The following is a 23,354-nucleotide window of genomic DNA, read 5'->3' as shown; positions in this document are numbered from 1 at the left end:
CCCCCAATACCAATTGGAATACTGCATATTCTAATTGACCACCCGTTTGCATTTGCTCGGATCATTATGCGTCGTACCGTGAGCCTAGAAAGTGAGATGTTTATTCAGCCCACTTTGCCAAGAGTCAGTACGCCGCTTCTACGATCGCTAGATGTTTCTTTGTTGGGTCATCGAGGTACAGTACAAAGGTGCTACCCTCAGTCTATTCTCTCCCGGTAAAATCTGGTTTTTAGATCAGCTTCGTTCGTTTCCGTTTTATCTCGGCTAAAGTCGACCCATCAACCGATGCAAGTGGAAATACGGGAGGTGGTTTTCAGGACACCTCCCATAGCCTTCGACTGTATCTTTCGCCTTAGGAGTATTGAAGCAACCATTTCCAGAGTTGCCCATTAGCCGCCGCAGGCGTGTTAATAACTATTTTGAAATATGCAAACTAATACCCTGAGAGGCTTTCGATCCTGAAAATCTGATCCTGCTCATTGCGACCTGTTTTCTCGATGTGCTTCACGGTCATGAAGCGCCCTCCAGAGTCCTGAACAAGCATCACAGGCAACCCATATAGTTTGTGGGATGCCAGTATTTTGTCCAGCGTGTCGTCACCGTTTAGGATGTGATTGCCTTTAATTTCCACCAGTAAGATGCCGTCACCCGCAGAACGGCCTGCAACCTTGATTGCGAAGTCAGGAAAGTAGCGTTCGCCTCCTGGCATCACAATACCAATTGACCACGGCTTACGTGGTTCATTACGGAACCAGTATTCCACCGATCCGGAGGTGTCAGAATCAAGCATTTCCGCAAATAATTTCTCTGGCCCATTTAAATCTTGAGGCATCACACCATAGATATTATGGCGTGACTTCCTTGAACCTGCAGGTAGCTCCACAAATTGGGGCAAAGGGGCCGCATCAAACACTTCCTTAAATTTGGCCGCACAACCACGCGCAGCCAAGCGAATGAGATTAGGGTAAGTGGCCATGATGCGGTTCAAAGCGTTTTCCAAGCCCGCGTCATCCGTATCAATGCCACGATGGTTGTATTCAGTTTTGAGCCGACTTAACAAGATATTATGGAGGTCACGTGGGTCTAAATATTCGGCATCGAACAACACGTTTTGCGCGCGTCGCGCCATTTCCAAATCAGACAAGCGAGCCTGCATAGCCTCCATGTGATCGCTGTCTTTGACAAACAAGTCGACTGTCTGCCGAGTCACCTTTACCGACTGGCGAAACCCTGCGTTAAACACCTTATCGTCAATGCCGATGTTGGCCGCAATGCAGTTCAATAAGTCTCCGGTAGACAGAGGCAGTTTCTCTGACTTGTAGGTGCGCGGCAGATCGGCGCGAGCGTAATATTGCTGGTTGCCAGGCGCAACTGACGGTGAATGGAGTACATCTGATTTTTTCTGTGTTCTCGGCCCTGGGTCCGTGGGCATCAGAACCAAATTCGTCAAAATCCCCGTATGCTTCCAAAGCGGATTGTCGTTTATCGGAACGGCACCTGAGTTGTCATCCGTAGGATTGCTCAAATTTGTCGTCTGTGTTGGCCATGGGTGTGGAACATACGGCACAGATAGCAGTTGGGTTTGGCCGTTTTGGTTGACTTGAATCTCATTGCTGCCCGCGATCGTCACCACCATGGTGAATGGGCAAACTTTAGATAACTCGCTTTGAATGGAGTTGATTTTTTGTCCGGCGTTGACTAGCCCAACTTGGTTCGCGGCATCCGCCAAAAACACATATCCACAGCGAAGCAGCTCGGGAAGTGTATTTTCCAGGGTGGGTCCCTGCAGACGGCTATGAACGCGTAGAATGCGTCCCACCACCTGTATGCCAAAATCAGTGTCTTTCGCGCCGCGCATGGATACGAGAGTGAAGGCGCGCGGCGCATCAAACCCCAGCGCCACCGCAACCTTGAAAATCAACACTTCCTTTTTTTCGTCAATTGCCACCGATAACAAATCGTCATTCGGATCGGTTGAGGTATACCAAGCTACTTTTGAGTCAGGGACGCCAAGCGCGGCTAATCGCGTACGGGCCTCATCCACCGAGGTGCTGCTATTGCTTACTTGCACCAGCATCAAGGGCACTAAGCTGATACCTGCGGACTGCAAGCATTGTTTGACGGCGTTGTGCATGCTCCATCCGTCGGCAAGCGCAGTTGCAGCGAAGTCAACTAGTGCTTTTTGATCGTCCGCAGCAAGGTAAGCAATCGATTTTATCCCGTCTTTGATGAGCCCTGCGTCCACCGCTTCTTTACGGCTAACACAAATTCGGTGTAAATGGCTTATACCTGCGGCCGTCTTGAATTTCTCCACATCATGATCATCCGGCGTTGCGGTAATCATTAGCGTGAACTCAGGGCGCAGTGTTTCACGATAGAAACGTACGGCCTCCGGTGCTTTTGCGAAGCCATGGTGCGCCTCGTCCACTAGCACGCCAATCCTGAAACCGTCACTTCGCAGTTCTTGGATCAACTCATCCAGTGCGAGCGTGAATTCGCCTCCATTGTGGACTTTGCGTTTCGCGGGATTGGAGGCTGCTACCGATGCCCAAGTGGTTACAAATACATCGCCACTTTTGGTGCCTCGTGTAATACGGTCGCCTTGCAGGTCCCGCACGCGGAGACCCGAAAATGTGGACTTAATGGCTCCTTTGGCCTGCTCCACCAGCCCTGAAAATGGCGTGAACCAGAACCAAACAATTTGCGCATTGCTCTCGCGGTCAGGTGCAGCAAAGGCTTCGGCAATCATCCCTGCCATAAGGGTTTTGCCTGACCCTGTAGGTGCTTCTAGCAGTAAGCAGCCGTTAAACGCTGTGGCTGCTGCCTTGCTGGCAACATCATCGGTTTGCCGAAGTTGGTTTTCCGCATAACGAAATATCTCTAGCGCATTGCTGACCGCTTCGCGCTGGTAACCCTTGGGTGCTGGTGCGCTCACGAGCGGCCTCCTTTAGCAGTAGATCTTGCGCCGAAGCGGTTGACTAAAAACGCTGGTATTGGCTCGAAAGAAATGCGCGGATCGTACAGTCGCTGCGCGAGCAAAGCTGGTTGCCAGGAATAAATCACAGCCTCCGGCGCGGAGGAGATAGCCGTTTTTAGTAAGTCCAACACTGTTTCGCTTATCTTCGGCACATAGATAAATAGGCCACGCTTACCTTGTGCTATTTGCAGGGAGGACGCGGCTTTGTAAAGAGTAAGTGGCACCTCATGAATTAGTTGTAGCGCCGTCCATATTTGTGTGTGTTGTATGCTGCGAAATACGTTTGCTGCTGGAACACGACGGCAACGCAGATAGGCGAAGCTACCACCAAGCGCGGCAACAGTTCCGCCCTTCTTTCTCTGGTAGCCTGTAACAGCCTGACTGACACGTTTTGCGCACACGTCGCGGCATATGTTCTTGGTTGGCAAGTCTGGCGTCGCTTCGGTGTTAGAAACCAGAATAAAATTGCGGTTGCCACCATCTTCGGCGTTGAGTTCTAAAACTGCTTGCCCTGTTGTCCCTGATCCCGCGAAGAAATCGAGAACTAAGGCATTTTTATCTTCAATCATGCTGATGAGATATTTGATCAAGCCAACTGGTTTTGGATATGTGAAATCTATGCCTTGCGCAAGCAGATCAGCCCCCGAGGACTGAACACTGCCGACATTTTTGATCACCGAAATGACGTGTGATTGATTTTCAGACCTCACCTTCACATTTTCTATCGCTCCGGTACTCGTGAGCTTGAACGTTGTGAGTTGATTCTTTGTATCCCAAACTGGAGCAAATCCGGTTGCTATAAAGCGTTCGCAAAGGTGCTTGTTCGCCCATCCACTCTTTACTATGACAGCTGTCGAGAGCTTTCCGTCCTCGATCACTGCGTCTGAGAGAAAGTGCGGCCATTTGTCGATTCGAGCGGGGATTGTACCGCTCTCAAAGTCGGCGGGAAAACCAGCAGGCAGGTGGATTTCTGAGACCGGGTTTTTGGGGCCGTTCTTCACAATAGTATTCCGAATCACGTCACGGAAAAGCTTGCCGGTCTCCTCTGCGTTGGGGTCGATTGTAGGCGGTGCTCCTACCTGACTTTCTGCAACCGCATAAACAAGCACGTATTCATGACAGACTTTAAATCTAGCTTGATTATCGAAATTTCCATCCGTTTGCCATATCAGTTTTGCCAAACAATTTTTTTCTCCAAACACCTGTTCCATCAACAGGCCAAGGTGAAACACCTCATTGTCGTCAATAGATACAAAAATTACACCGTCCTCAGCTAACAACTCCTTAGCTAGTTCCAACCGTCTGAACATGAATTCTAGCCATTTTGTGTGGCGGTAATTATCATCCTTGTCAATAAAACGGTCGTTGTAAATAAAATCGCGGTTTCCGGTATTGTATGGCGGGTCAATATAGATACCTTTCACACGGCCGGCGTGAGTCATGCGCAAGGTGCGCAGGGCGTCGAAATTATCACCTTCGATGATCAGGTTCTGCTGCGGCCCATCTCCGCAAGACAATTTTTCATCCCAATCCAGTGCCACAAAATCGTTATTAACCGACAAGTCGTGGTCAATTTCGTCCCGCTCCCATACAAGGCCAAGCCTAGGGGCACGATCGCGTTCACGGATTAGGCGTAACAGCTGCTCACGGGAATAGTCATCATAATTATCGGCCATGCTTAAAGCGTCTCAATCGGATAGGATCTTCTGACCGCCCAGTTTGCCACTAAAGCTCCCCTGAATACTCCCACCTGATCAAAATTCTCAGTTTTTTGCGGAGCTATTCCGGCGCAAATTTTAGTGGTTGAGTGCTTCCGTGCTGCTCCAACAGTCCGTCGATGAGGTGTATGAGAACGTTGGTTTGTCAACAGGGCCAGCCCACGGAGCCGGACGGCTCTTAATGTGTCTACGCGCCTATTCTAAGCGAGAGCTGGTCGTCCCATCCGCTTCCAGATCAACAGCAAAGTAAGTCTATAGGAGTGCCGTGTTCACGCTCGACCTTCAATTTGGCCAAGCATCAATATCAATCCGGTTATGACCGAGCTGAAAGCCGATCTGTGGCCGCGCTTGTTGATCAAAGTCGCGTTCATGGCAATAGCAGTGTCCGCCCTTGGTTCCGTCCTAGATTTTGATACGGCCAAGCTGTTGGGTAAGCATATGCGGACGGTCGAGTACTGCAAACCTAACGCCTGACTGGGCTGGTGATCCGCAAGTGAAATAGGATCAGCCCCTGATAGATCTGTATAAGTATCCGACGGCTTCCATGGATTTGGGTCTTTTTTGTGTGGTGCAACCTAAATTGCCGACTCATGAAGGTGTTTTAAATTTTCCAATTTATCGATTTTTGGTAAGAAAAATTGGGGATCCTTCATGTTTAGGCCACGATTATCTCGATGGGCGTCGCGTGCGGAGATTTCTTAAGGCCGGGTTGCTGTAAAGCGACTCGGCCCTTTTGGGTTTTGCTACTGCGGAGACGATTGTGCGTCGTTAGTGGGCGCAAGCGTGTTCAATAAACTTTCGACGAGTAGTTCACCCAACACGATTAATTGTTGGCTGGCCAATAGCTTTTGACGGTGTGCACCTCCGAGTTCGAAGGCAAGATCGGTGGTGATGGCGTTCAGCGAAGCGAGGGTTTCGCTGGCTTGGATCAGCAGGGTTTCTGTCGGAATGTCTGAGGCGAGGGTGAAGAGGGTTGTTGGGGGATTGGGGGTGATTTTTTTCATGATGAAGCTCCCACACTGTTTAAGGAGCTACCGCCCCCTGCTGTCAAACAGGATTGGGTGGCAGCTGTACGCGGGTTGACAGACCGGAAGTGTAGGAACCCGGCGCACCCGAAGATGCCCCACGCACAGCCGCCATGAACGAGACGGAACATGCAAAGCATGCCGCTAAATCAAGGGGTGTGAAAGGTTACACTTTTCGGCCTGTCAAAGCCGGTCGCTGATAGGCAGCGACGGGGGAAAAGTTAGCGTTGTGGATGGGGTTACGCCAGTTCACCAACAGCGCGATATGTTGAAGGAAAATTCCGAAGGCCCACCGGCCGGGTTTTCCAAACCCCAGAAACAACAAAACCCGCACTAGGCGGGTTCTGTCGATGCTTCGAAGTGGTGGAGCCGGGGGGATTTGAACCCCCGTCCGCCAGTACTCCGCTGTCGGTACTACATGCGTAGCCGTTTCTATTAAGTTAACCCTCAGCGACCCGAAGGGCAGGGTGCTTTGGGCGAGTTGTGTAAGTTTTAGCCGCTTCGTCCACAACGTACTGCACGGCGATTCTGTTCTATATGACAATCACTTTGGGTTTACAGACATCCCCTGGTGATTGCTGGACCCGAAGGTACCAGAAGCTCAGGGCTAAGGCTGCTTACGCAGCGAGAGCGAATTCCTGGCCGTAGTTTTCGTCATTGGCAACTATAAGAAGTTGCAACAGTGGATTTACGAGTTCTGTTACCAACTCGGCATGCACCTAAAGTTTCGCGACCGGCGTCGAATCCTAAACGGCCCCGTGCTTGTAACTCGTTGTTTCTTAGTGAGTGACAAGCCTGTGCAGTGTACGCCAAACGTTCGCAGAAGGCCAACCCGAAGGTTGGCCGCGAGCCAGTCAGGGGCTTACTGGCCGCCTTTCTCGCTGTTCTGCAAATCCTGGATGGCTTTGGAGGTGATCTCGATGCACTTCTTGTCATCGCCGGCCGCGTGGGCAGCCTTTGCCTGGGAGACCGCAGTGTCAATCTCGCCGCTTTTACCGCTGGTGTCGGTGGCGAGCAGCGCTTTACCATTGTTGATTTTGTCCAGGTTGATCTGGCAGAGGTCTTTGTCACCGGCTGCAAACACAGGGGCGGCCATCATCGCAGCGGTAATGAACAAGCCAGCAAGAGCGGAACGCTTCATAGGGTATCTCCTTGCGAAAAAGGGCTCGACGCTACTGGCGATCAAGGGCTGCCAGTGACATCACTGATGAGCCTCGTTCAACGAGGCCTATGCAGATGACTACGCCGGCGCGCAGGGGTTCGGTTTCATTGGCTATTTAATGCGCCCGCGCCTGGGTAACCCGGTCCACGAGGTACACCAAGCCATGATAATCAATGCCTCCATGCTGGCTCAGGCCGATCTCGCACGTGCGGCTGGTGGAGATGCCTTCGCTGCAATATTGCACCGCGTCCTTGAGTGAGCGCAGTGAATGGGCGTTGAGTTCCGGCGTGGTAAAGCCTTTGTCGCCGGCAAAGCCGCAGCAGTGGATGCCTTCCGGGATCACCACATTTTTTGAGCAGCGCCGCGCGAGATCAATCAATGCCTGGCTTTCGCCCAAGTGCTGGGTGCTGCAGGTGACGTGCACGGCGATGGGGGCTTCTTGCGGCGTAAAGTCGAGGCGGTCCATCAGATGCGTGCGGATAAACCTTACCGGGTCGTAGAGGTCCAGGCGGGTTTCGGCGAGGTCTTGCACCAATCGCAGGGTGCACGGGCTGGTGTCGCAATAGATCGGGTCGAGGCCGCCACGGCTGGCGTGGAGCAGGGCGCCGATCAGTTCCTGGCGTTTGTGTTCGGCCTGTTCGGCATAGCCTTTGGAGGCGAAGGGCTGGCCGCAGCACAGGCTGTCCTGGTTGTCGGGGAACACGACTTGGTAGCCGGCTTTTTCCAACAGGCCACGGGTTTTGTCGTACAGCGACATCTGCTCGTTATCACCCGCCGCCGGGCCCATGGCGCGTGAGACGCAAGCTGCGAGGTAGACCACCCGTGGTCGCTCATCGGCCACGGCCGGGCTGAAGCGAATGGCTTTTTCCGGCTGCGGCATGGCGCTGGTCCACTGCGGGATTTGCCCCTTGGACAGTTTGGTCACCGTTGCTGACAACTTGGCCAGGCGCGGCGCGCCCAGGAGCATGCGCGCGCCATTGGCGACATGCAGGGTAAACCGCGCACCTTGCAGCGCGGTGGCGAAATGGCTGGCCAGCCAGTCGGCAGTTTTCGTACGGTCGGCATCACGTGCGCGCAGCTTTTTCACCAGGTCGCCGGTATTGATGCCTACAGGGCAGCGTTGCGCGCACAACCCGGTGGCGGCGCAGGTGTCGATGCCTTGGTAGTGGTAGGCCGCTTCCAATTCGGTGGTGTCGACGCCTGCGCGTTTCTTCGCCTGAATGTCGCGCCAGATCACGATGCGCTGGCGCGGGCTCAAGGTCAGGCCCTTCGATGGGCAGACCGGCTCGCAGAAACCGCACTCGATGCACTTATCCACAATCTCATCGGCGGCAGGCAATGGCTTGAGATGTTTTAAGTGAATTTGCGGGTCTTCGCTAAGCACCACGTCGGGGTTGAGAATGCCGTTCGGATCGAGCAGGCGTTTGAGCTGCCACATCAACTGATACGCGTCGCTGCCCCATTCCAGCTCGACGTACGGCGCCATGTTGCGGCCGGTGCCGTGCTCGGCTTTCAACGAACCGCCGAACTCCACCGCGACCAACTGAGCTACGTCGTCCATGAATGCTTGGTAGCGTGCGACTTCTTCGCTGCTGTTGAAGCCCTGGGTGAACACAAAATGCAGATTGCCTTCCAGGGCGTGTCCGAAAAGGATGGCTTCGTCGTAGTGATGTTTGTCGAACAGCTCGATCAGGCGGTTCACGCCGATGGCCAACTGCTCGACCGGGAAGGTCACGTCTTCGATGATCACCGTGGTGCCGGTTTTACGCACGGCGCCGACGGCGGGGAAGGTGTCTTTGCGGATGGCCCACAGGCGCGCGTTTTCGGTTGGGTCTTCGGTGAAATCGACCTGTTTTTCCACAGGGAACGGCGCCAGTGATGCCATGATCAGCGCCAGTTGTTCGTGCAGCAATGACGGCGACGCGGCGCGGGATTCAATCAGCAGCGCGCAGGCATTTTCCGATAGCTGCTGTACGAAAGCGGGCATGCCCGGTTTGTCCTGTACCGAGCGCATGCTGCGCCGGTCGAGCAGCTCGACGGCCGAGACCGGTTGGGTCTTGAGCACCGTAACGGCGTTGCAGCAGGTCTCGACATCCGGAAACACAATTAGCGCCGAGGCTTTGTTCGGGTGATCAATCACCGTGTCGTACGTCACCGCACTGATAAAGCCCAAGGTGCCTTCGGAACCCACCAGCAGGTGGCTGAGGATATCCAGGGGCTCGTCAAAATCCACCAAGGCATTGAGTGACAGGCCGGTGGTATTTTTCAGACGGTATTTGTGGCGGATTTTGGCGGCCAATTCAGCGTTTGCCCGCGTCTCGCGGCCGAGAGTGGCCAGGCGCTCAAGCAGCGCGCCGTGTTGGTTGCGAAACGCGCTGACGCTGGCGGCGTCTTCGGTATCCAGGCGGCTGCCGTCAGCCAGTACCAGGCGAATACCGGCCAGGGTGTGGTAGGTGTTTTGCGCCGTGCCACAGCACATGCCGCTGGCGTTGTTGGCGACGATGCCACCGATTTTGCACGCATTGATCGACGCCGGGTCCGGCCCGATCTTGCGCCCGAACGGTGCGAGCCAGGCATTGGCCTGTGCGCCGATCACGCCGGGTTGCAGGCGAATCTGCGTGCCTTGGCCGCGAATCTCGCGGCCATTCCAGTTGTCACCCAGCACGATCAGCACCGAGTCGCTGATGGCTTGACCGGACAAGCTGGTGCCCGCCGCGCGGAAGGTGACGGACACGCGATCACGCTGGGCCAATTGCAGCAGCGCCACCACTTCGTCTTCCGACTCGACGCGAATCACCAGCTGTGGGATGAGTCGGTAAAAGCTGGCGTCGGTGCCGAAAGCGAGGGTGGAAAGTGGATCGTCGAAGCGGCGATCTTTCGGGATCAGTTGTGCGACGTCGCTCAGGAAAGCAGCAGGCAGGCTCATCGGTCCTCCAGAAATAGCAGACGCCGGCATGGTTGTCCGGCGTCGATTCTTACCCTATTGCGTGCAGGTCTCAGTGCACCAGCATACCGGTGAACCAGTAGGCCTGCGCCAGCGTGATCAGCCCGACGATGGTGGCGAAGAACAGGCTGTGCTTGAGGGTAAAGCGGAACAGATCAGATTCTTTGCCGACCAGGCCGGTAGCCGCACAGGCCACGGCAATCGACTGCGGCGAGATCATCTTGCCGGTCACGCCGCCGCTGGTATTGGCGGCAACCAACAACACGTCGTTGACGCCGATCTGGTGCGCGGTGGTGGCTTGCAGCGAGCTGAACAGGGCGTTGGACGAGGTGTCGGAGCCCGTCAGGAAAACCCCCAGCCAGCCGAGGAAAGGCGAGAAGAACGGGAAAGCCGCGCCGGTGCCAGCCAACACCAGTGCCATGGTCGAGGACATGCCGGAGTAGTTGGTGACGAAGGCGAACGCCAGCACCATGCCGATCGACAGAATCGGCCAGCGCAGCTCGTAGAAGGTCTCTTTTAAAGTGGTAAGACCAGTTTTAACGTCGATTTTAAGCACCAGCATCGAAACCAGTGCGGAAAAGAAAATTGCGGTGCCGGTGGCTGAAATCGGGTCCAGCTTGAACACGGCTGGGATTGCCGTCGGGTTGGTAACGATGGGGGCGACTTTGATCACCAATTGATCCAGGTGCGGGATCGCAAAGTTGAAGACCCAGCTGTACATCGAACCGCCCGCCGCGAACATCGCCTTGAACGGCTTGAGCGTCCAGATGGTGACCAATACGGTCAGGATCAGGAACGGCGACCAGGCCTTGAAAATTTGCCCCAGGCTGTAGGGCGAAGCGACCGTTTGGCGCGGCTGACCAAAGCCGCCGACACTGGCGGTAACCACGGCGCTGGACGTGGCGCCGGCAATCTGCGCGCCCGCGGTGCGCTTGGGTTGCCAGACTTTCAGGAACAGCGTCAGGGCAATCAGGCTGGCCAGGGCTGAGGTGATGTCCGGCAGTTCCGGGCCGATGAAGTTGGAAGTGAAGTATTGAGTGACGGCAAAGCTCAGGCCGGCCACCAGTGCGGCTGGCCAGGTTTCGCGAACGCCGCGCAGGCCGTCCATCATGAACACCAGCCAGAACGGCACGAACAGCGACAGCAGTGGCAGCTGGCGACCGGTCATGGCGCCGATTTTAAACGCGTCGATGCCGGTGACTTGCCCGGCGACAATGATCGGAATGCCCAGTGCGCCGAAGGCCACTGGCGCGGTGTTGGCGATCAGGCATAGGCCGGCGGCGTACAGTGGGTTGAAACCCAGGCCGACCAGCAGTGCAGCAGTGATGGCCACGGGTGCACCGAAACCGGCGGCACCTTCCAGGAAAGCGCCGAAGCAAAAGCCGATCAGCAAGACCTGCAAGCGTTGGTCGTCGGTGATCGACAAAACCGAGCTGCGGATGATCTCGAACTGGCCGCTCTTGACCGTCAGTTTGTAAAGGAATACGGCCGCAACGATGATCCACGCGATAGGCCACAGGCCGTAGGCAAATCCATAACCGGCAGCAGCCAGCGCCATGTCCACGGGCATCTGGAAGGCAAAGATCGCTACCAGGATCGACAGCGCCAAGGTGATGCTGCCGGCGACGTGGCCTTTGAGCCGAAAAACCGCCAGCGCGAGGAAGAAGAACACGATCGGAATAACGGCGGCCAGTGCGGACAGGCCGAGGCTGCCGAGAGGGCTGTAGAGCTGTTGCCAGGTTTGCATATGGGGTGGCCCCTGATTGTTGTTGTTTGGTCAGCTTGGATAATTGGTAATACCAATTTACAGTCGCTGTCGGCTAGAGTAAAAGCCTTGGGTGGGGTGTGTCAATTTGCCGCTCGCGAAATATGAGGCGCTGGTGAGGCGGCGAGGGGATCTGGTCTGATCAATCGAAGGCGTTCTGATAGGTGCTGCAAGCGCGGGGATAGGCCAGAATAGAGGGCCCGGCGAGTGGTCGGGATTGTGGAGAGTGAGTTATGGGGTTTGATCAGGTGCGTCAGCGCCGTTTGTCTGACGATATCGTCGAGCAGCTTGAGGGCATGATCCTTGAGGGCACGCTGAAGTCGGGCGAGCGCTTGCCGGCCGAGCGCGCTCTGGCCGAGCAGTTTGGCGTGTCGCGCCCATCGTTGCGTGAGGCGATCCAGAAGCTGGCGGCCAAGGGGTTGCTGGTCAGCCGCCAGGGCGGCGGCAACTATGTGGCGGATTCCTTGGGGTCGACGTTCAGTGACCCGCTGCTGCACCTTCTGGAAAATAACCCCGAGGCTCAGCGTGATCTGCTGGAGTTTCGCCAGACCCTTGAAGCGTCATGTGCGTATTACGCCGCGCAGCGCGCCACGGAGGTCGACCGCGAGCGTTTGACCGCAGCGTTTGAGGCGTTACAGGATTGCTACACGCGCGTTGATGAAGTGAGCCGGGCGGAAGAGGGCGCGGCGGATGCGCGGTTTCACTTGGCCATTGCCGAGGCCAGTCATAACGCCGTGTTGCTGCACACCATTCGCGGGTTGTTCGACCTGCTCAAGCGTAATGTGGTGACCAACATCGGCGGCATGTACCAGCAGCGCACAGAAACCCGCGACATGCTGATCAGTCAGCATCGGGATTTGTACCTGGCGATTATTGAGGGGCGGGCCGAGCAGGCGCGAGAAGTCTCAACACGTCACCTGCTGTATGTGCAGGAAGTGTTGGAAGAAGTGCGTCAGGAAGTTCAGCGCGTGGCTCGGGCGGAGCGACGTAAAGGCATGTAGCCCGGGGTGTTCACCCCAGGCTACATCGTCACAAGGGCTAGTCTTCCTTGCCCTTGTTGCGCACGGCGCGATGCAGCTCACGGTTGGAGTCGCGTTCACGCTCGGTATCGCGCTTGTCGTATTCCTTTTTACCCTTGCCCAGTGCGATCTCACACTTGACCAAGTGCTTGCTCCAATACCAGGACAGGCAGATGCAGGCATAGCCTTTCTGCTGTACGGCGGCGGCGAGCTTTTCCAGTTCGCGTGCATTGAGCAATAGCTTGCGCGTGCGCACCGGGTCGGCAATCACGTGGGTGCTCGCGGTGGTCAGCGGGGTGATATGACTGCCGAGCAGCCAGGCCTCGCCATCTTTGAGCAATACGTAGCTGTCGACCAGTTGCAGCTTGCTGGCGCGCAGACTTTTTACTTCCCAGCCGGCCAGGACCAGACCAGCCTCGAACCGATGTTCGATGAAGTAATCGTGTCGCGCCTTTTTATTTTGCGCGATGGTCCCTGTGGGGTGTTTCTTTTGTTTAGCCATAGGGGCGGCATTATAGGGAGTTGCGAGCGTGTCGGCTACGGTCAACCTGCGTGCTTGAGCGTGTTGGACGAATCCCGGACAATACCGGCAGTTCTTCGGTTTTTTTCTCTCGCGGATTGGGCTGTTCTTTCGCGATGTTTGCCTCAGCAGTGGAAGTAACGCGCACATGACGACGCACATTCAACGTTCGGCCTTACTGCCTTATCCGGCACAGGCGCTCTATGACCTGGTCAACGACGTGGCGCGTTACCCGGAATTCCTGCCGTGGTGCTCTGCCGCCGAGGTGCTGGAGAGCAGCGACGAGCATATGGTTGCCAGTGTCGGCGTCGCCAAGGCGGGTATGAGTCAGCATTTTGTTACGCGCAATATCCTGGTGCCTGGGCAATCCATTGAAATGAACCTGCAGGAAGGGCCGTTCACGCAACTGCACGGTGTGTGGGTATTCAAGGCGTTGACTGACAAGGCCTGCAAGATAAGCCTCGATTTGTCCTTTGATTACGCGGGGCCCATCGTGCGGGCGACGTTGGGGCCTTTGTTCAATCAGGCTGCCAATACGTTGGTGGATGCATTTTGTCAGCGGGCCAAGCAACTGCATGGTTGAGATTGAAGTGGTGTATGCCGCTGAGGATCGCCAGGTCCTGTTGGCGGTGACGGTGCCGTCGGGCACGAGCCTGAGGGCGGCGGTGCAGGCGTCGGGAATTGCAGCGCAGTTTCCGCAACTGACGCTGGCTGATTGCCCCTTGGGGATATTCGGTAAAGTGGTTACCGATGCGGATGCGCGCGCCGTGCAGCCGGGTGATCGTATTGAGATTTATCGGCCCTTGCTGGCAGACCCTAAAGAAGTGCGCAGGCTACGCGCGGTCAAAGCGGCGATGGCCAAGCAACGCAATTCCTGAGTCTGCCAATCGGCAGGCAACAAAAAGCCCGGCATGCCGGGCTTTTTGTTGTGCGCCGCAAAATTACTGCGGGGCGGTGTCCAGAGGCTGTGGCGTCGGGACTGGAACGGTTTGCACGCCGTCGACGTCCTTCTGGATCTGATCCAGCAAGGAGCCAGGCTTGGCCGGAACCTCGGACTTCGGCTTCTCCGCTTCCTGCGCAGGCGCAGTCACGTTGGTGCCGTTGTCCTTGCCCAGCAAGGCTTCATCACGGCTTACGCCGGGCATGAAGTCACCGGACAGGCTGACAAGCTGGTCATTGCCATTGAAGATGACGCTGACGCGCTCCTGCTGGCGTTCACCGCCACCAGGCTGGATGCTGTAGAGATAATCCCAGCGATCGGCATGAAAAGTGTCGGTCAGCAGGGGATTGCCCATGATAAACCGTACTTGCCGTCGGGTCATTCCCGGACGTAACTGGTCTATCATGTCCTGCGTGACGACATTGCCCTGCTGGATGTCGATTTTGTAAACCCCGGGGAATGAACAACCGGCGAGTGCGAGCAGTCCCACAAGGGTGAAACTGGTTAGCAAGAGCTTGGTGTTTTGCATCGGTGGGCGACTTCCACTATCTTGGCTGGGACAACGTAAACGCCGATCATACCCGTATTAAGAGAAGCTGCGAAGCAGCATCCGCGAGAAAGCTAACCATGGTTGAAAATAGCGAACTACGCAAAGCCGGTCTTAAAGTGACTCTGCCACGAGTCAAGATTCTACAAATGCTCGATTCTGCTGAGCAGCGCCACATGAGTGCCGAGGATGTTTACAAGGCGCTGATGGAGTCTAACGAGGACGTTGGCCTGGCCACGGTTTACCGTGTGCTGACCCAGTTTGAAGCCGCAGGGCTGGTGGTTCGTCATAATTTCGACGGCGGTCATGCGGTGTTCGAATTGGCTGACGGTGGTCATCACGATCACATGGTTGACCTGGATACCAATGAGGTTATCGAGTTCACCAGTCCGGAAATCGAGAAGCTCCAGCACCAGATCGCTGAGCAGCATGGTTTCGATTTGGTGGACCATAATCTGGTTCTTTACATCCGTAAGAAAAAGTAAAAATCGACGCAGATTTGCTCTGCAAAACGATTGAAGGCGACCCTAGGGTCGCCTTCGTGCTTTCTAAATAGAAGAAATTGTCGGGTTACGCCTTGGCTGCCACGACCATTTTCTTCGCGTGTGCCAAAGATTCTTTGGTCAGGTCGATGCCGCCGAGCATTCGTGCCACTTCTTCCACGCGTTCCGACTTATTCAGCTTCGACACAGCGGTGTGCGTCGCATCGCTGCCGCGTACTTTATGTACAAATAAATGTTGATGCCCCTGGGCGGCCACTTGTGGCAAGTGAGTCACGGTCAAGACCTGGCCGCGTTCCCCCAAACGGCGCAGTAATTGGCCGACAATCTCCGCAGTCGGCCCGCCGATACCCACGTCCACTTCATCGAACACTAATGTGGGGACGCGAGAGGTCTGTGCGGTAATCACCTGGATCGCCAGGCTGATCCGCGACAGCTCGCCACCAGACGCCACTTTCGCCAGTGCCTTGAGTGGCTGGCCAGGGTTGGCGCTGACCAGCAGCTCTACCTGCTCCAGGCCGTGAGGTTGCAGTTCGTTGCTGGTGTTGGCATGCAATTCGATAGTGAAACGCCCGCCGGGCATGCCCAGGCGCTGAATCTCCTGCTCTACGGCATTGGCCAGGCTTGTGGCGGCTTGTTGGCGCAGCTCGCTCAGTTCGCGGGCTTTCTCGTGGTAATGCCGGGCGAAAGACGCGAGTTCGTCGCCCAGGCGCTCAATGGATTCGTCATTGGCGTTCAGGGTTTCGATTTCATCCAGCAGTTTTTGCTGCATGGTCGCCACTTCGGTGGGCTGGATGCGATGCTTGCGCGCCAGGGTGTAGATGGTATCCAGGCGTTCTTCTATCTCCTGCAAGCGAGCCGGGTCTGCATCGAAGTGATCGAGGAAGCGGTTCAGCTCTCCTACGGCTTCTTCGACCTGGATCTGTGCGCTGGTCAGCAGCGTGGTGGCTTCATTCAGCGAGCCGGAGGCGTTGTTCACGCTGGACAGGCGATTAAGACTCGCCGTCAGCGCGTTAAGCACATTGCCTGAATCACTTTCGCTGCATTGCTCTACCACTTGGCGGCAAATGCCCAGCAAGGTCTCGGCGTTGGTGAGGTTCTTGTGTTCCTGCTCCAACTGCTCCAGCTCGGTTTCGCCCAGGCCGAGGCTTTCCAGCTCTTCAAGCTGATAGCTCAGCAATTGATGGCGGGCGCGCTGCTCGTCGCCGGAGTTGGAGAGACGCTCCAGCTCCTGGCGGGTCTGGCGCCAACGCTGGGCGGCAAGCTGGACCTGTCGGGCCAGGTCGGTGGCGCCGGCGTATTCATCGAGCAGGCGGCGATGGGTGTCGGTTTTCAGCAGGGATTGGTGTTCATGCTGACTGTGGATATCGATGAGCAACTCGCCCAGGGCTTTCAAGTCGCCAAGGGGGCAGGGCGTGCCGTTGATGTAGCCACGTGAGCGCCCTTCCGCAGTGATAACGCGGCGCAGGATGCACGGGCCTTCATTATTAAGGTCGCGCTCGGCCAGCCAGGTTTCAGCTTCGGGGATGTCCGCCAGGTCGAAGGTGGCCAGGATATCGGCCTTGTCCGCGCCAGGGCGCACTACGCCACTGTCGGCTCGGTCACCGAGCGTCAGGCCCAGGGCGTCGAGCATGATCGACTTGCCGGCACCGGTTTCGCCTGTGATTACGCTCATTCCGCGATCCAGTTCGAGGTCCAGATGTTCAACGATGGCGTAGTTATGTACAGACAGGTGCACGAGCATGACGGCGCTCCCAGGCGTTAGGTCTGGTTATTTATACAGTGTTTTGTTCGGGGCTGACAATCCTGAGGCTTAGCTCGATTTGCTTGATTGAGTCGCTTTTTTAGCGCGATGGGGAATGAGCGTGCAGGAATTGATCCATGGCAGGTGAAAGACTTTTGGTAACGCTTGCGCTCTTGAACCTGGAAATTGTGGCCCCATATACCGGAACAGAAGCGCGAGTTGAGTTCGCGCATGATTTTGAAAGGAGAAATCTATGGCTGACGAACAGACGCAGGATACGCAAACTCCAGACGCCAATTCGGCTGTCGGTGATGAACTGGCGACTCGTGTGCAAGTGCTCGAAGAGCAATTGGCTGCTGCGCAGGATCAGTCGTTGCGTGTCGCCGCTGATCTGCAGAACGTCCGCCGCCGCGCCGAGCAGGATGTCGAGAAGGCTCACAAATTCGCGTTGGAAAAATTCGCCAATGACCTGCTGCCGATCATCGACAGCCTGGAGCGTGGCCTTGAATTGTCCAACCCGGACGACGAAAACATCCGCCCGATGCGCGAAGGGATCGAGCTGACCCTGAAAATGTTCCAGGACACCCTGAAGCGTTATCAGTTGGAAGCCATCGATCCGCAAGGCGGCGAGCCGTTCAATGCAGAGCATCACCAAGCCATGGCCATGCAGGAAAGCCATGACCTTGAGCCGAACAGCGTATTGAAAGTATTCCAGAAGGGTTACCAGCTCAACGGTCGCTTGCTGCGCCCGGCAATGGTGGTAGTGAGCAAGGCTCCTGCACCTGTTGCACCTTCTATTGATGAGCAGGCTTGAAATCCGCCGCAAGGCCCCCATTTATAAGTCAAGCGTTTAAGTGCTACCGCAGTTAGCCACCACTGCTGCGGCAACCAAATTAAAGTTTCGGGAGAGTAAATCATGGGCAAAATTATCGGTATCGACCTGGGGACTACCAACTCCTGCGTCTCCGTGCTGGAAAACGGTGTTGCTAAAGTTATCGAAAACGCCGAAGGCGCGCGTACCACGCCGTCGATCATTGCTTACGCCAACGACGGTGAAATCCTCGTCGGTCAGTCGGCCAAGCGTCAGGCTGTGACCAACCCGCATAACACCCTGTACGCGGTGAAGCGTCTGATCGGTCGTAAGTTCGACGAAGAAGTCGTACAGAAAGACATCAAGATGGTCCCTTACAAAATCGCCAAGGCTGACAACGGTGACGCCTGGGTTGAAGTAAACGGCCAGAAAATGTCGCCGCCGCAAATCTCGGCTGAAATCTTGAAAAAGATGAAGAAAACCGCCGAAGACTACCTCGGTGAAGCCGTGACTGAGGCGGTGATCACCGTTCCGGCCTACTTCAACGACAGCCAGCGCCAGGCGACCAAAGACGCCGGCCGCATCGCGGGTCTGGACGTAAAACGTATCATCAACGAACCAACCGCAGCCGCTCTGGCTTACGGTATGGACAAGGCCAAGGGCGACCACACCGTGATCGTTTACGACCTGGGTGGCGGTACTTTCGACGTCTCCGTGATCGAGATCGCTGAAGTTGACGGCGAGCACCAGTTTGAAGTGTTGGCCACCAACGGTGACACCTTCCTGGGTGGTGAAGACTTTGACATTCGTCTGATCGACTACCTCGTTGACGAATTCAAGAAAGAAAGCGGCATGAACCTCAAAGGTGACCCGCTGGCCATGCAGCGTCTGAAAGAAGCCGCTGAGAAAGCCAAGATCGAGCTGTCTTCCGCTCAGTCGACCGACGTGAACCTGCCGTACATCACTGCAGACGCTACCGGTCCTAAGCACTTGAACGTGAAGATCTCGCGCTCCAAGCTGGAAGCACTGGTTGAAGACCTGGTTCAACGTACCATCGAGCCTTGCCGCATCGCGCTGAAAGACTCCGGTATCGACGTGGGTTCGATCAATGACGTGATCCTGGTCGGCGGTCAAACCCGTATGCCACTGGTTCAGAAGCTGGTTACCGAGTTCTTCGGCAAAGAAGCACGTAAAGACGTGAACCCGGACGAAGCTGTTGCCATGGGTGCTGCTATCCAAGGCGCGGTACTGGCCGGCGACGTGAAAGACGTGTTGCTGCTGGACGTCAGCCCGCTGACCCTGGGTATCGAAACCATGGGCGGCGTGATGACCGCGCTGATCGAGAAAAACACCACGATTCCTACCAAGAAATCGCAAGTGTTCTCGACTGCCGACGACAACCAGGGCGCGGTGACCATTCACGTGCTGCAAGGTGAGCGTAAGCAAGCCGCTCAGAACAAGTCCCTGGGCAAGTTCGACCTGGCTGAGATTCCACCAGCACCACGTGGCGTGCCACAAATTGAAGTGACCTTCGACATCGACGCCAACGGCATCCTGCACGTAGGTGCTAAAGACAAGGCCACCGGCAAAGAGCAGAAGATCACCATCAAGGCCAACTCCGGTCTGTCTGATGAAGAAATTCAACAGATGATTCGTGATGCTGAAGCCAACGCTGATGCAGATGCCAAGTTCGCTGAGCTGGCCGCCGCCCGTAACCAAGGCGATGCCCTGGTTCACTCGACGCGCAAAATGATCGCCGACGCGGGCGAAAAAGTGACTGCTGAAGAGAAAACCGCGATCGAAGCTGCTGTGGTTGCCCTGGAAGCCGCCATCAAAGGCGACGACAAGGCTGCCATCGAAGCCAAGGTTGAGGAGCTGTCGAAAGTCTCCGCGCCGGTTGCTCAGAAAATGTACGCCGAGCAAGGCCAGCCGGCAGAGGGTGCGGCACACGCAGAGCCTGAAGCCAAGCACGACGACGTTGTCGATGCCGAGTTCGAAGAAGTCAAAGACCAGAAGTAAGTTGGTCGCCCGGTTGACCGCTATCAAGCGGTGACTGGTAGGATGTCGCCGCGCGGGAGCTTGCTCCCGCGTTGGCGTGTCTGGGGTATGCGAATTTTTACAACATGCGACAAGGTTCGGATGTTGGCGGTGTGATCGGGAATGCTCCTGCTTCCTGGCGACAGTCACCGCGTTTTTGGCCGGGTCCCTGGCTGAAAGCAGTAATGACCAGGATCGTTGAATTGACGTGAGTTGGGTCCGGGCCTGTATTGGGGCTCAACGAGTTTGGCAAGGCTCAGGAGGGTCTCGCCGAACGTCCTTAAGAGTGCAAAGACTTATGGCAAAGCGTGACTATTACGAAGTGTTGGGTGTGGAGCGTGGCTCCAGCGAGGCGGACCTGAAAAAGGCTTACCGTCGCCTGGCGATGAAGCACCACCCGGACCGTAATCCGGATAGCAAAGAATCCGAAGAGCTGTTCAAAGAGGCCAATGAGGCCTACGAGTGCCTGTCTGATCCCAACAAGCGCGCGGCCTACGACCAGTACGGCCATGCCGGCGTTGACCCAAGCATGGGTGGCGGCGGTGCCGGTTTTGGCGGTCAGAATTTCTCCGATATTTTCGGCGACGTATTCAGTGACTTCTTCGGCGGTGGCCGTGGCGGTCAGCGTGGCGGCGCACAGCGTGGCAGTGACTTGCGTTACACCCTGGAATTGAACCTGGAGGAAGCCGTACGCGGCACCACCGTCAATATTCGGGTGCCGACGCTGGTCAATTGCAAGCCGTGCGATGGCTCGGGTGCCAAGAAAGGCTCCTCGCCGATTACCTGCCCGACGTGCGGCGGTATTGGCCAAGTGCGTATGCAGCAGGGCTTCTTCTCGGTGCAGCAGACCTGCCCGCGTTGCCATGGCCAGGGCAAGATCATTTCCGATCCGTGCGATTCCTGCCACGGCGAAGGCCGCGTCGAAGAGTACAAAACCCTCTCGGTCAAAGTGCCGGCGGGCGTGGATACCGGTGACCGCATTCGCCTGTCGGGCGAAGGTGAGGCGGGGACTCAGGGTGGCCCTACGGGCGATCTGTACGTGGTGATCAATGTGCGCGAGCACTCGATCTTCCAGCGCGACGGCAAGCACCTGTTCTGCGAAGTGCCGATCAGCTTTGTCGACGCGGCCTTGGGTGGCGAGTTGGAAATTCCGACGCTGGACGGTCGGGTCAAGCTCAAGATTCCCGAAGGTACGCAAACCGGCAAGCAGTTCCGTATCCGAGGCAAAGGCGTTGCGCCTGTGCGCGGAGGCGGTGCTGGCGACCTGATGTGCCGCGTAGCGGTGGAAACACCCGTCAACCTGGGCCGTCGTCAGCGCGAACTGCTGGAGGAATTCCGTAGCTCGTTGGAAGGCGATGACTCCCATTCGCCGAAAACCACCGGTTTTTTCGATGGTGTGAAGCGCTTCTTCGGCGACCTGTAAGGAAGTGAGTATGCGACGTATAGCCGTAATGGGCGCTGCCGGGCGCATGGGCAAGACGCTGGTCGAAGCGGTGCAGCAGCGCTCGCCGGCCTCCGGGTTGACCGCGGCGATCGTTCGCCCAGGCAGCACGTTGATCGGTGCGGATGCCGGTGAGTTGGCCTCGCTGGGGCGTATCGGTGTTTCGTTGTCGGGTAACCTTGAGCAGGTGGCTGATGAGTTCGACGTGCTGATCGACTTCACCCTGCCGGAAGTGATGCTGAAAAACCTGGCGTTCTGCCGCAAGGCGGGCAAGGCCATGGTGATCGGTACCACGGGCTTGAGCGTTGAGCAGAAGCAGTTGCTGGTCGAGGCGGGCAAGGATATTCCGATCGTCTTCGCGGCCAACTTCAGTGTCGGCGTGAACCTGTCGCTCAAGTTGCTGGACCTGGCGGCGCGTGTGCTGGGCGATGAGGCGGATATCGAGATTATCGAAACCCATCACCGTCACAAGATCGATGCGCCGTCGGGTACTGCGTTGCGTATGGGTGAGGCGATTGCCGACGCGCTGGGGCGTGACCTGTCGAAAGTCGCTGTTTACGGCCGTGAAGGGCATACCGGTGAGCGTGCGCGTGACACCATCGGCTTCGCCACTGTGCGCGGCGGTGATGTGGTCGGCGATCACACCGTGCTGTTCGCCACGGAAGGTGAGCGCCTGGAGATCACGCATAAAGCGTCAAGCCGCATGACCTTTGCCAAGGGGGCGGTACGTGCCGCGCTCTGGTTGGAAGGTCGCGAGGCGGGGCTGTATGACATGCGTGATGTGCTGGATCTGCACTAATCAGTAGCTAAAACGGGGTCTCAGGATTATCCTGAGGCCCCGTTTTTACCCGCTAAGCGACGTCCTGTCGCATTCCCCTGCCTTTAAGGCTCATTAGCGGTGGACCAAAAAAGCCTTTTTCTGTAAGCTACAGCTTTAGTGTGTCCACTAAAAGCGCGCAGAATAATTCAGTGAAGAAGCGGGGTGACGTGTCCATACGTCACTCCGCTTTTTTACAACCTGCGATCGCCCTTTCAGGCTTTATTTACGGGAGGTCTTCTTGACTAAGCCAGCCATACTCGCCCTTGCTGATGGCAGCATTTTTCGCGGCGAAGCCATTGGAGCCGACGGTCAAACCGTTGGAGAGGTAGTGTTTAACACTGCCATGACCGGCTATCAGGAAATCCTTACCGATCCTTCCTACGCCCAACAGATCGTTACCCTGACCTATCCGCACATCGGCAACACCGGTACTACACCGGAAGACGTCGAGTCTGATCGTGTCTGGTCGGCCGGTCTGGTGATTCGTGACCTGCCACTGGTTGCGAGCAACTGGCGTAACACGATGTCGCTGTCCGATTACCTGAAAGCCAACAACGTTGTGGCGATCGCCGGTATCGATACGCGCCGCCTCACGCGCATCCTGCGTGAAAAAGGCTCGCAGAACGGCTGCATCATGGTCGGTGACAATATTTCCGAAGAAGCAGCGATTGCTGCAGCGCAAGGCTTCCCTGGCCTGAAGGGCATGGACCTGGCGAAAGTTGTCAGCGTCAAAGAGAAGTATGAGTGGCGCTCCACTGTCTGGGACTTGAAGACCGACAGCCATGCGACCATCGAAGCCAGCGAGTTGCCTTATCACGTGGTCGCTTATGACTACGGCGTTAAGTACAACATCCTGCGCATGCTGGTTGAGCGCGGCTGCCGCGTGACCGTCGTACCGGCGCAAACGCCGGCCAGCGACGTACTGGCCCTGCAACCGGACGGCGTGTTCCTGTCCAACGGCCCGGGTGACCCGGAGCCGTGCGACTACGCCATCCAGGCCATCAAGGACGTGCTGGAAACCGAGATCCCGGTGTTCGGTATTTGCCTCGGTCACCAACTGCTGGCCCTGGCCTCCGGCGCCAAGACCCTGAAAATGGGCCATGGCCATCACGGTGCCAACCACCCAGTGCAAGACCTGGACACAGGTGTGGTGATGATCACCAGCCAGAACCACGGCTTTGCGGTGGATGAAGCGACCTTGCCGGCTAACGTGCGCGCGATTCACAAGTCGCTGTTCGATGGTTCCCTGCAAGGCATCGAACGCACCGACAAGAGCGCGTTCAGCTTCCAGGGCCACCCTGAAGCAAGCCCGGGCCCGAACGACGTAGCGCCGCTGTTCGACCGTTTCATCAATGAGATGGCCAAGCGACGCTGACTGAGTGGC

At 56.5% G+C, this 23,354-nt stretch carries 18 protein-coding genes and 1 other RNA gene; 9 read left to right on the top strand and 10 right to left on the bottom strand.

The window, feature by feature from the left end; genetic code table 11:
* Window positions 1-433: 433 nt before the first annotated feature.
* The 7 genes from HX783_RS20035 to HX783_RS20005 all read right to left on the bottom strand — a co-directional run bounded on the left by HX783_RS20035 (window position 434) and on the right by HX783_RS20005 (window position 11,573).
* Window positions 434-2,935: a DEAD/DEAH box helicase family protein gene (locus tag HX783_RS20035; protein WP_177018004.1), complete on the bottom strand. Its 2,502-nt coding sequence runs from the start codon at window positions 2,933-2,935 to the stop codon at window positions 434-436.
* The gene (locus HX783_RS20030) at window positions 2,932-4,653 is read right to left on the bottom strand and encodes a site-specific DNA-methyltransferase (RefSeq protein ID WP_177018003.1); all 1,722 of its coding nucleotides are present in this window, start codon (window positions 4,651-4,653) and stop codon (window positions 2,932-2,934) included. Before HX783_RS20030 ends, HX783_RS20035 begins: the two co-directional genes overlap by 4 nt.
* Before the next feature lie 785 nt (window positions 4,654-5,438).
* Window positions 5,439-5,699, bottom strand: coding sequence for a DUF6124 family protein (locus HX783_RS20025; protein WP_177018002.1), 261 nt, complete (start codon window positions 5,697-5,699; stop codon window positions 5,439-5,441).
* 382 nt (window positions 5,700-6,081) lie between these two features.
* Window positions 6,082-6,478, bottom strand: a transfer-messenger RNA (tmRNA) gene (gene ssrA / locus HX783_RS20020).
* Window positions 6,479-6,582: 104 nt separating this feature from the next.
* On the bottom strand, window positions 6,583-6,861 hold the full coding sequence (locus HX783_RS20015; RefSeq protein WP_159959967.1) for a hypothetical protein: 279 nt from the start codon (window positions 6,859-6,861) through the stop codon (window positions 6,583-6,585).
* Between the two features lie 136 nt (window positions 6,862-6,997).
* A complete protein-coding gene (locus tag HX783_RS20010; RefSeq protein ID WP_177018001.1) occupies window positions 6,998-9,808 on the bottom strand; it encodes an FAD-binding and (Fe-S)-binding domain-containing protein in 2,811 nt (936 codons plus the stop codon).
* A gap of 70 nt (window positions 9,809-9,878) precedes the next feature.
* On the bottom strand, window positions 9,879-11,573 hold the full coding sequence (locus HX783_RS20005; RefSeq protein WP_177018000.1) for a lactate permease LctP family transporter: 1,695 nt from the start codon (window positions 11,571-11,573) through the stop codon (window positions 9,879-9,881).
* A 251-nt stretch (window positions 11,574-11,824) separates the two neighbouring features.
* Between HX783_RS20005 and HX783_RS20000 the strand changes: the two genes are divergently transcribed.
* Window positions 11,825-12,592 carry a GntR family transcriptional regulator gene (locus tag HX783_RS20000; RefSeq protein ID WP_177017999.1) on the top strand — a complete coding sequence of 256 codons (768 nt, stop codon included), beginning with the start codon at window positions 11,825-11,827 and terminating at the stop codon, window positions 12,590-12,592.
* A gap of 37 nt (window positions 12,593-12,629) precedes the next feature.
* On the opposite strand, the gene smpB is transcribed toward HX783_RS20000, so the two are convergent.
* The gene (smpB, locus tag HX783_RS19995; protein WP_003235073.1) at window positions 12,630-13,112 is read right to left on the bottom strand and encodes an SsrA-binding protein SmpB; all 483 of its coding nucleotides are present in this window, start codon (window positions 13,110-13,112) and stop codon (window positions 12,630-12,632) included.
* Window positions 13,113-13,278: 166 nt separating this feature from the next.
* Between smpB and HX783_RS19990 the strand changes: the two genes are divergently transcribed.
* The gene (locus tag HX783_RS19990) at window positions 13,279-13,713 is read left to right on the top strand and encodes a type II toxin-antitoxin system RatA family toxin (RefSeq protein ID WP_159959962.1); all 435 of its coding nucleotides are present in this window, start codon (window positions 13,279-13,281) and stop codon (window positions 13,711-13,713) included.
* Window positions 13,706-14,008: an RnfH family protein gene (locus tag HX783_RS19985; protein ID WP_177017998.1), complete on the top strand. Its 303-nt coding sequence runs from the start codon at window positions 13,706-13,708 to the stop codon at window positions 14,006-14,008. The genes HX783_RS19990 and HX783_RS19985 overlap by 8 nt, the downstream gene beginning before the upstream one ends.
* Window positions 14,009-14,071: 63 nt before the next feature.
* On the opposite strand, the gene HX783_RS19980 is transcribed toward HX783_RS19985, so the two are convergent.
* Complete coding sequence (locus HX783_RS19980) at window positions 14,072-14,599, bottom strand: outer membrane protein assembly factor BamE (protein ID WP_053258086.1); 528 nt, start codon at window positions 14,597-14,599, stop codon at window positions 14,072-14,074.
* 98 nt (window positions 14,600-14,697) lie between these two features.
* On the opposite strand from HX783_RS19980, the gene fur reads away from it, so the two are divergent.
* Complete coding sequence (fur, locus tag HX783_RS19975) at window positions 14,698-15,102, top strand: ferric iron uptake transcriptional regulator (RefSeq protein WP_017139266.1); 405 nt, start codon at window positions 14,698-14,700, stop codon at window positions 15,100-15,102.
* Between the two features lie 85 nt (window positions 15,103-15,187).
* Here the strand turns inward: fur and recN are convergent, their stop codons facing one another.
* Window positions 15,188-16,861: a DNA repair protein RecN gene (gene recN / locus HX783_RS19970; RefSeq protein ID WP_159959960.1), complete on the bottom strand. Its 1,674-nt coding sequence runs from the start codon at window positions 16,859-16,861 to the stop codon at window positions 15,188-15,190.
* 253 nt (window positions 16,862-17,114) lie between these two features.
* Here recN and grpE point away from each other — a divergent pair, with 253 nt between their 5' ends.
* The 5 genes from grpE to carA all read left to right on the top strand — a co-directional run bounded on the left by grpE (window position 17,115) and on the right by carA (window position 23,345).
* A complete protein-coding gene (grpE, locus tag HX783_RS19965) occupies window positions 17,115-17,675 on the top strand; it encodes a nucleotide exchange factor GrpE (protein WP_094951702.1) in 561 nt (186 codons plus the stop codon).
* 102 nt (window positions 17,676-17,777) lie between these two features.
* Window positions 17,778-19,691: a molecular chaperone DnaK gene (dnaK, locus tag HX783_RS19960; RefSeq protein ID WP_159959958.1), complete on the top strand. Its 1,914-nt coding sequence runs from the start codon at window positions 17,778-17,780 to the stop codon at window positions 19,689-19,691.
* Between the two features lie 316 nt (window positions 19,692-20,007).
* Window positions 20,008-21,132, top strand: coding sequence for a molecular chaperone DnaJ (gene dnaJ, locus HX783_RS19955; protein WP_177017997.1), 1,125 nt, complete (start codon window positions 20,008-20,010; stop codon window positions 21,130-21,132).
* 10 nt (window positions 21,133-21,142) lie between these two features.
* Window positions 21,143-21,949 (top strand): 4-hydroxy-tetrahydrodipicolinate reductase, encoded by an 807-nt coding sequence (dapB, locus tag HX783_RS19950; protein WP_177017996.1) that lies wholly within the window; start codon window positions 21,143-21,145, stop codon window positions 21,947-21,949.
* 259 nt (window positions 21,950-22,208) lie between these two features.
* A complete protein-coding gene (gene carA, locus HX783_RS19945; RefSeq protein WP_177017995.1) occupies window positions 22,209-23,345 on the top strand; it encodes a glutamine-hydrolyzing carbamoyl-phosphate synthase small subunit in 1,137 nt (378 codons plus the stop codon).
* Window positions 23,346-23,354: the final 9 nt, after the last annotated feature.

This window comes from Pseudomonas sp. D2002, from assembly GCF_013385735.1.
Classification (GTDB): Bacteria; Pseudomonadota; Gammaproteobacteria; order Pseudomonadales; family Pseudomonadaceae; genus Aquipseudomonas.
This window is presented reverse-complemented; position numbering and strand designations above follow the sequence as displayed.

What these genes read in the sequence shown, in the direction of transcription:
- HX783_RS20030 (WP_177018003.1), bottom strand. Translation starts at nt 4,653, where the DNA reads ATGGCCGATAATTATGATGACTATTCCCGTGAGCAGCTGTTACGCCTA.
- HX783_RS20025 (WP_177018002.1), bottom strand. Translation starts at nt 5,699, where the DNA reads ATGAAAAAAATCACCCCCAATCCCCCAACAACCCTCTTCACCCTCGCC.
- HX783_RS20015 (WP_159959967.1), bottom strand. Translation starts at nt 6,861, where the DNA reads ATGAAGCGTTCCGCTCTTGCTGGCTTGTTCATTACCGCTGCGATGATG.
- HX783_RS20010 (WP_177018001.1), bottom strand. Translation starts at nt 9,808, where the DNA reads ATGAGCCTGCCTGCTGCTTTCCTGAGCGACGTCGCACAACTGATCCCG.
- HX783_RS20005 (WP_177018000.1), bottom strand. Translation starts at nt 11,573, where the DNA reads ATGCAAACCTGGCAACAGCTCTACAGCCCTCTCGGCAGCCTCGGCCTG.
- HX783_RS20000 (WP_177017999.1), top strand. Translation starts at nt 11,825, where the DNA reads ATGGGGTTTGATCAGGTGCGTCAGCGCCGTTTGTCTGACGATATCGTC.
- smpB (WP_003235073.1), bottom strand. Translation starts at nt 13,112, where the DNA reads ATGGCTAAACAAAAGAAACACCCCACAGGGACCATCGCGCAAAATAAA.
- HX783_RS19990 (WP_159959962.1), top strand. Translation starts at nt 13,279, where the DNA reads ATGACGACGCACATTCAACGTTCGGCCTTACTGCCTTATCCGGCACAG.
- HX783_RS19985 (WP_177017998.1), top strand. Translation starts at nt 13,706, where the DNA reads ATGGTTGAGATTGAAGTGGTGTATGCCGCTGAGGATCGCCAGGTCCTG.
- HX783_RS19980 (WP_053258086.1), bottom strand. Translation starts at nt 14,599, where the DNA reads ATGCAAAACACCAAGCTCTTGCTAACCAGTTTCACCCTTGTGGGACTG.
- fur (WP_017139266.1), top strand. Translation starts at nt 14,698, where the DNA reads ATGGTTGAAAATAGCGAACTACGCAAAGCCGGTCTTAAAGTGACTCTG.
- recN (WP_159959960.1), bottom strand. Translation starts at nt 16,861, where the DNA reads ATGCTCGTGCACCTGTCTGTACATAACTACGCCATCGTTGAACATCTG.
- grpE (WP_094951702.1), top strand. Translation starts at nt 17,115, where the DNA reads ATGGCTGACGAACAGACGCAGGATACGCAAACTCCAGACGCCAATTCG.
- dnaK (WP_159959958.1), top strand. Translation starts at nt 17,778, where the DNA reads ATGGGCAAAATTATCGGTATCGACCTGGGGACTACCAACTCCTGCGTC.
- dnaJ (WP_177017997.1), top strand. Translation starts at nt 20,008, where the DNA reads ATGGCAAAGCGTGACTATTACGAAGTGTTGGGTGTGGAGCGTGGCTCC.
- dapB (WP_177017996.1), top strand. Translation starts at nt 21,143, where the DNA reads ATGCGACGTATAGCCGTAATGGGCGCTGCCGGGCGCATGGGCAAGACG.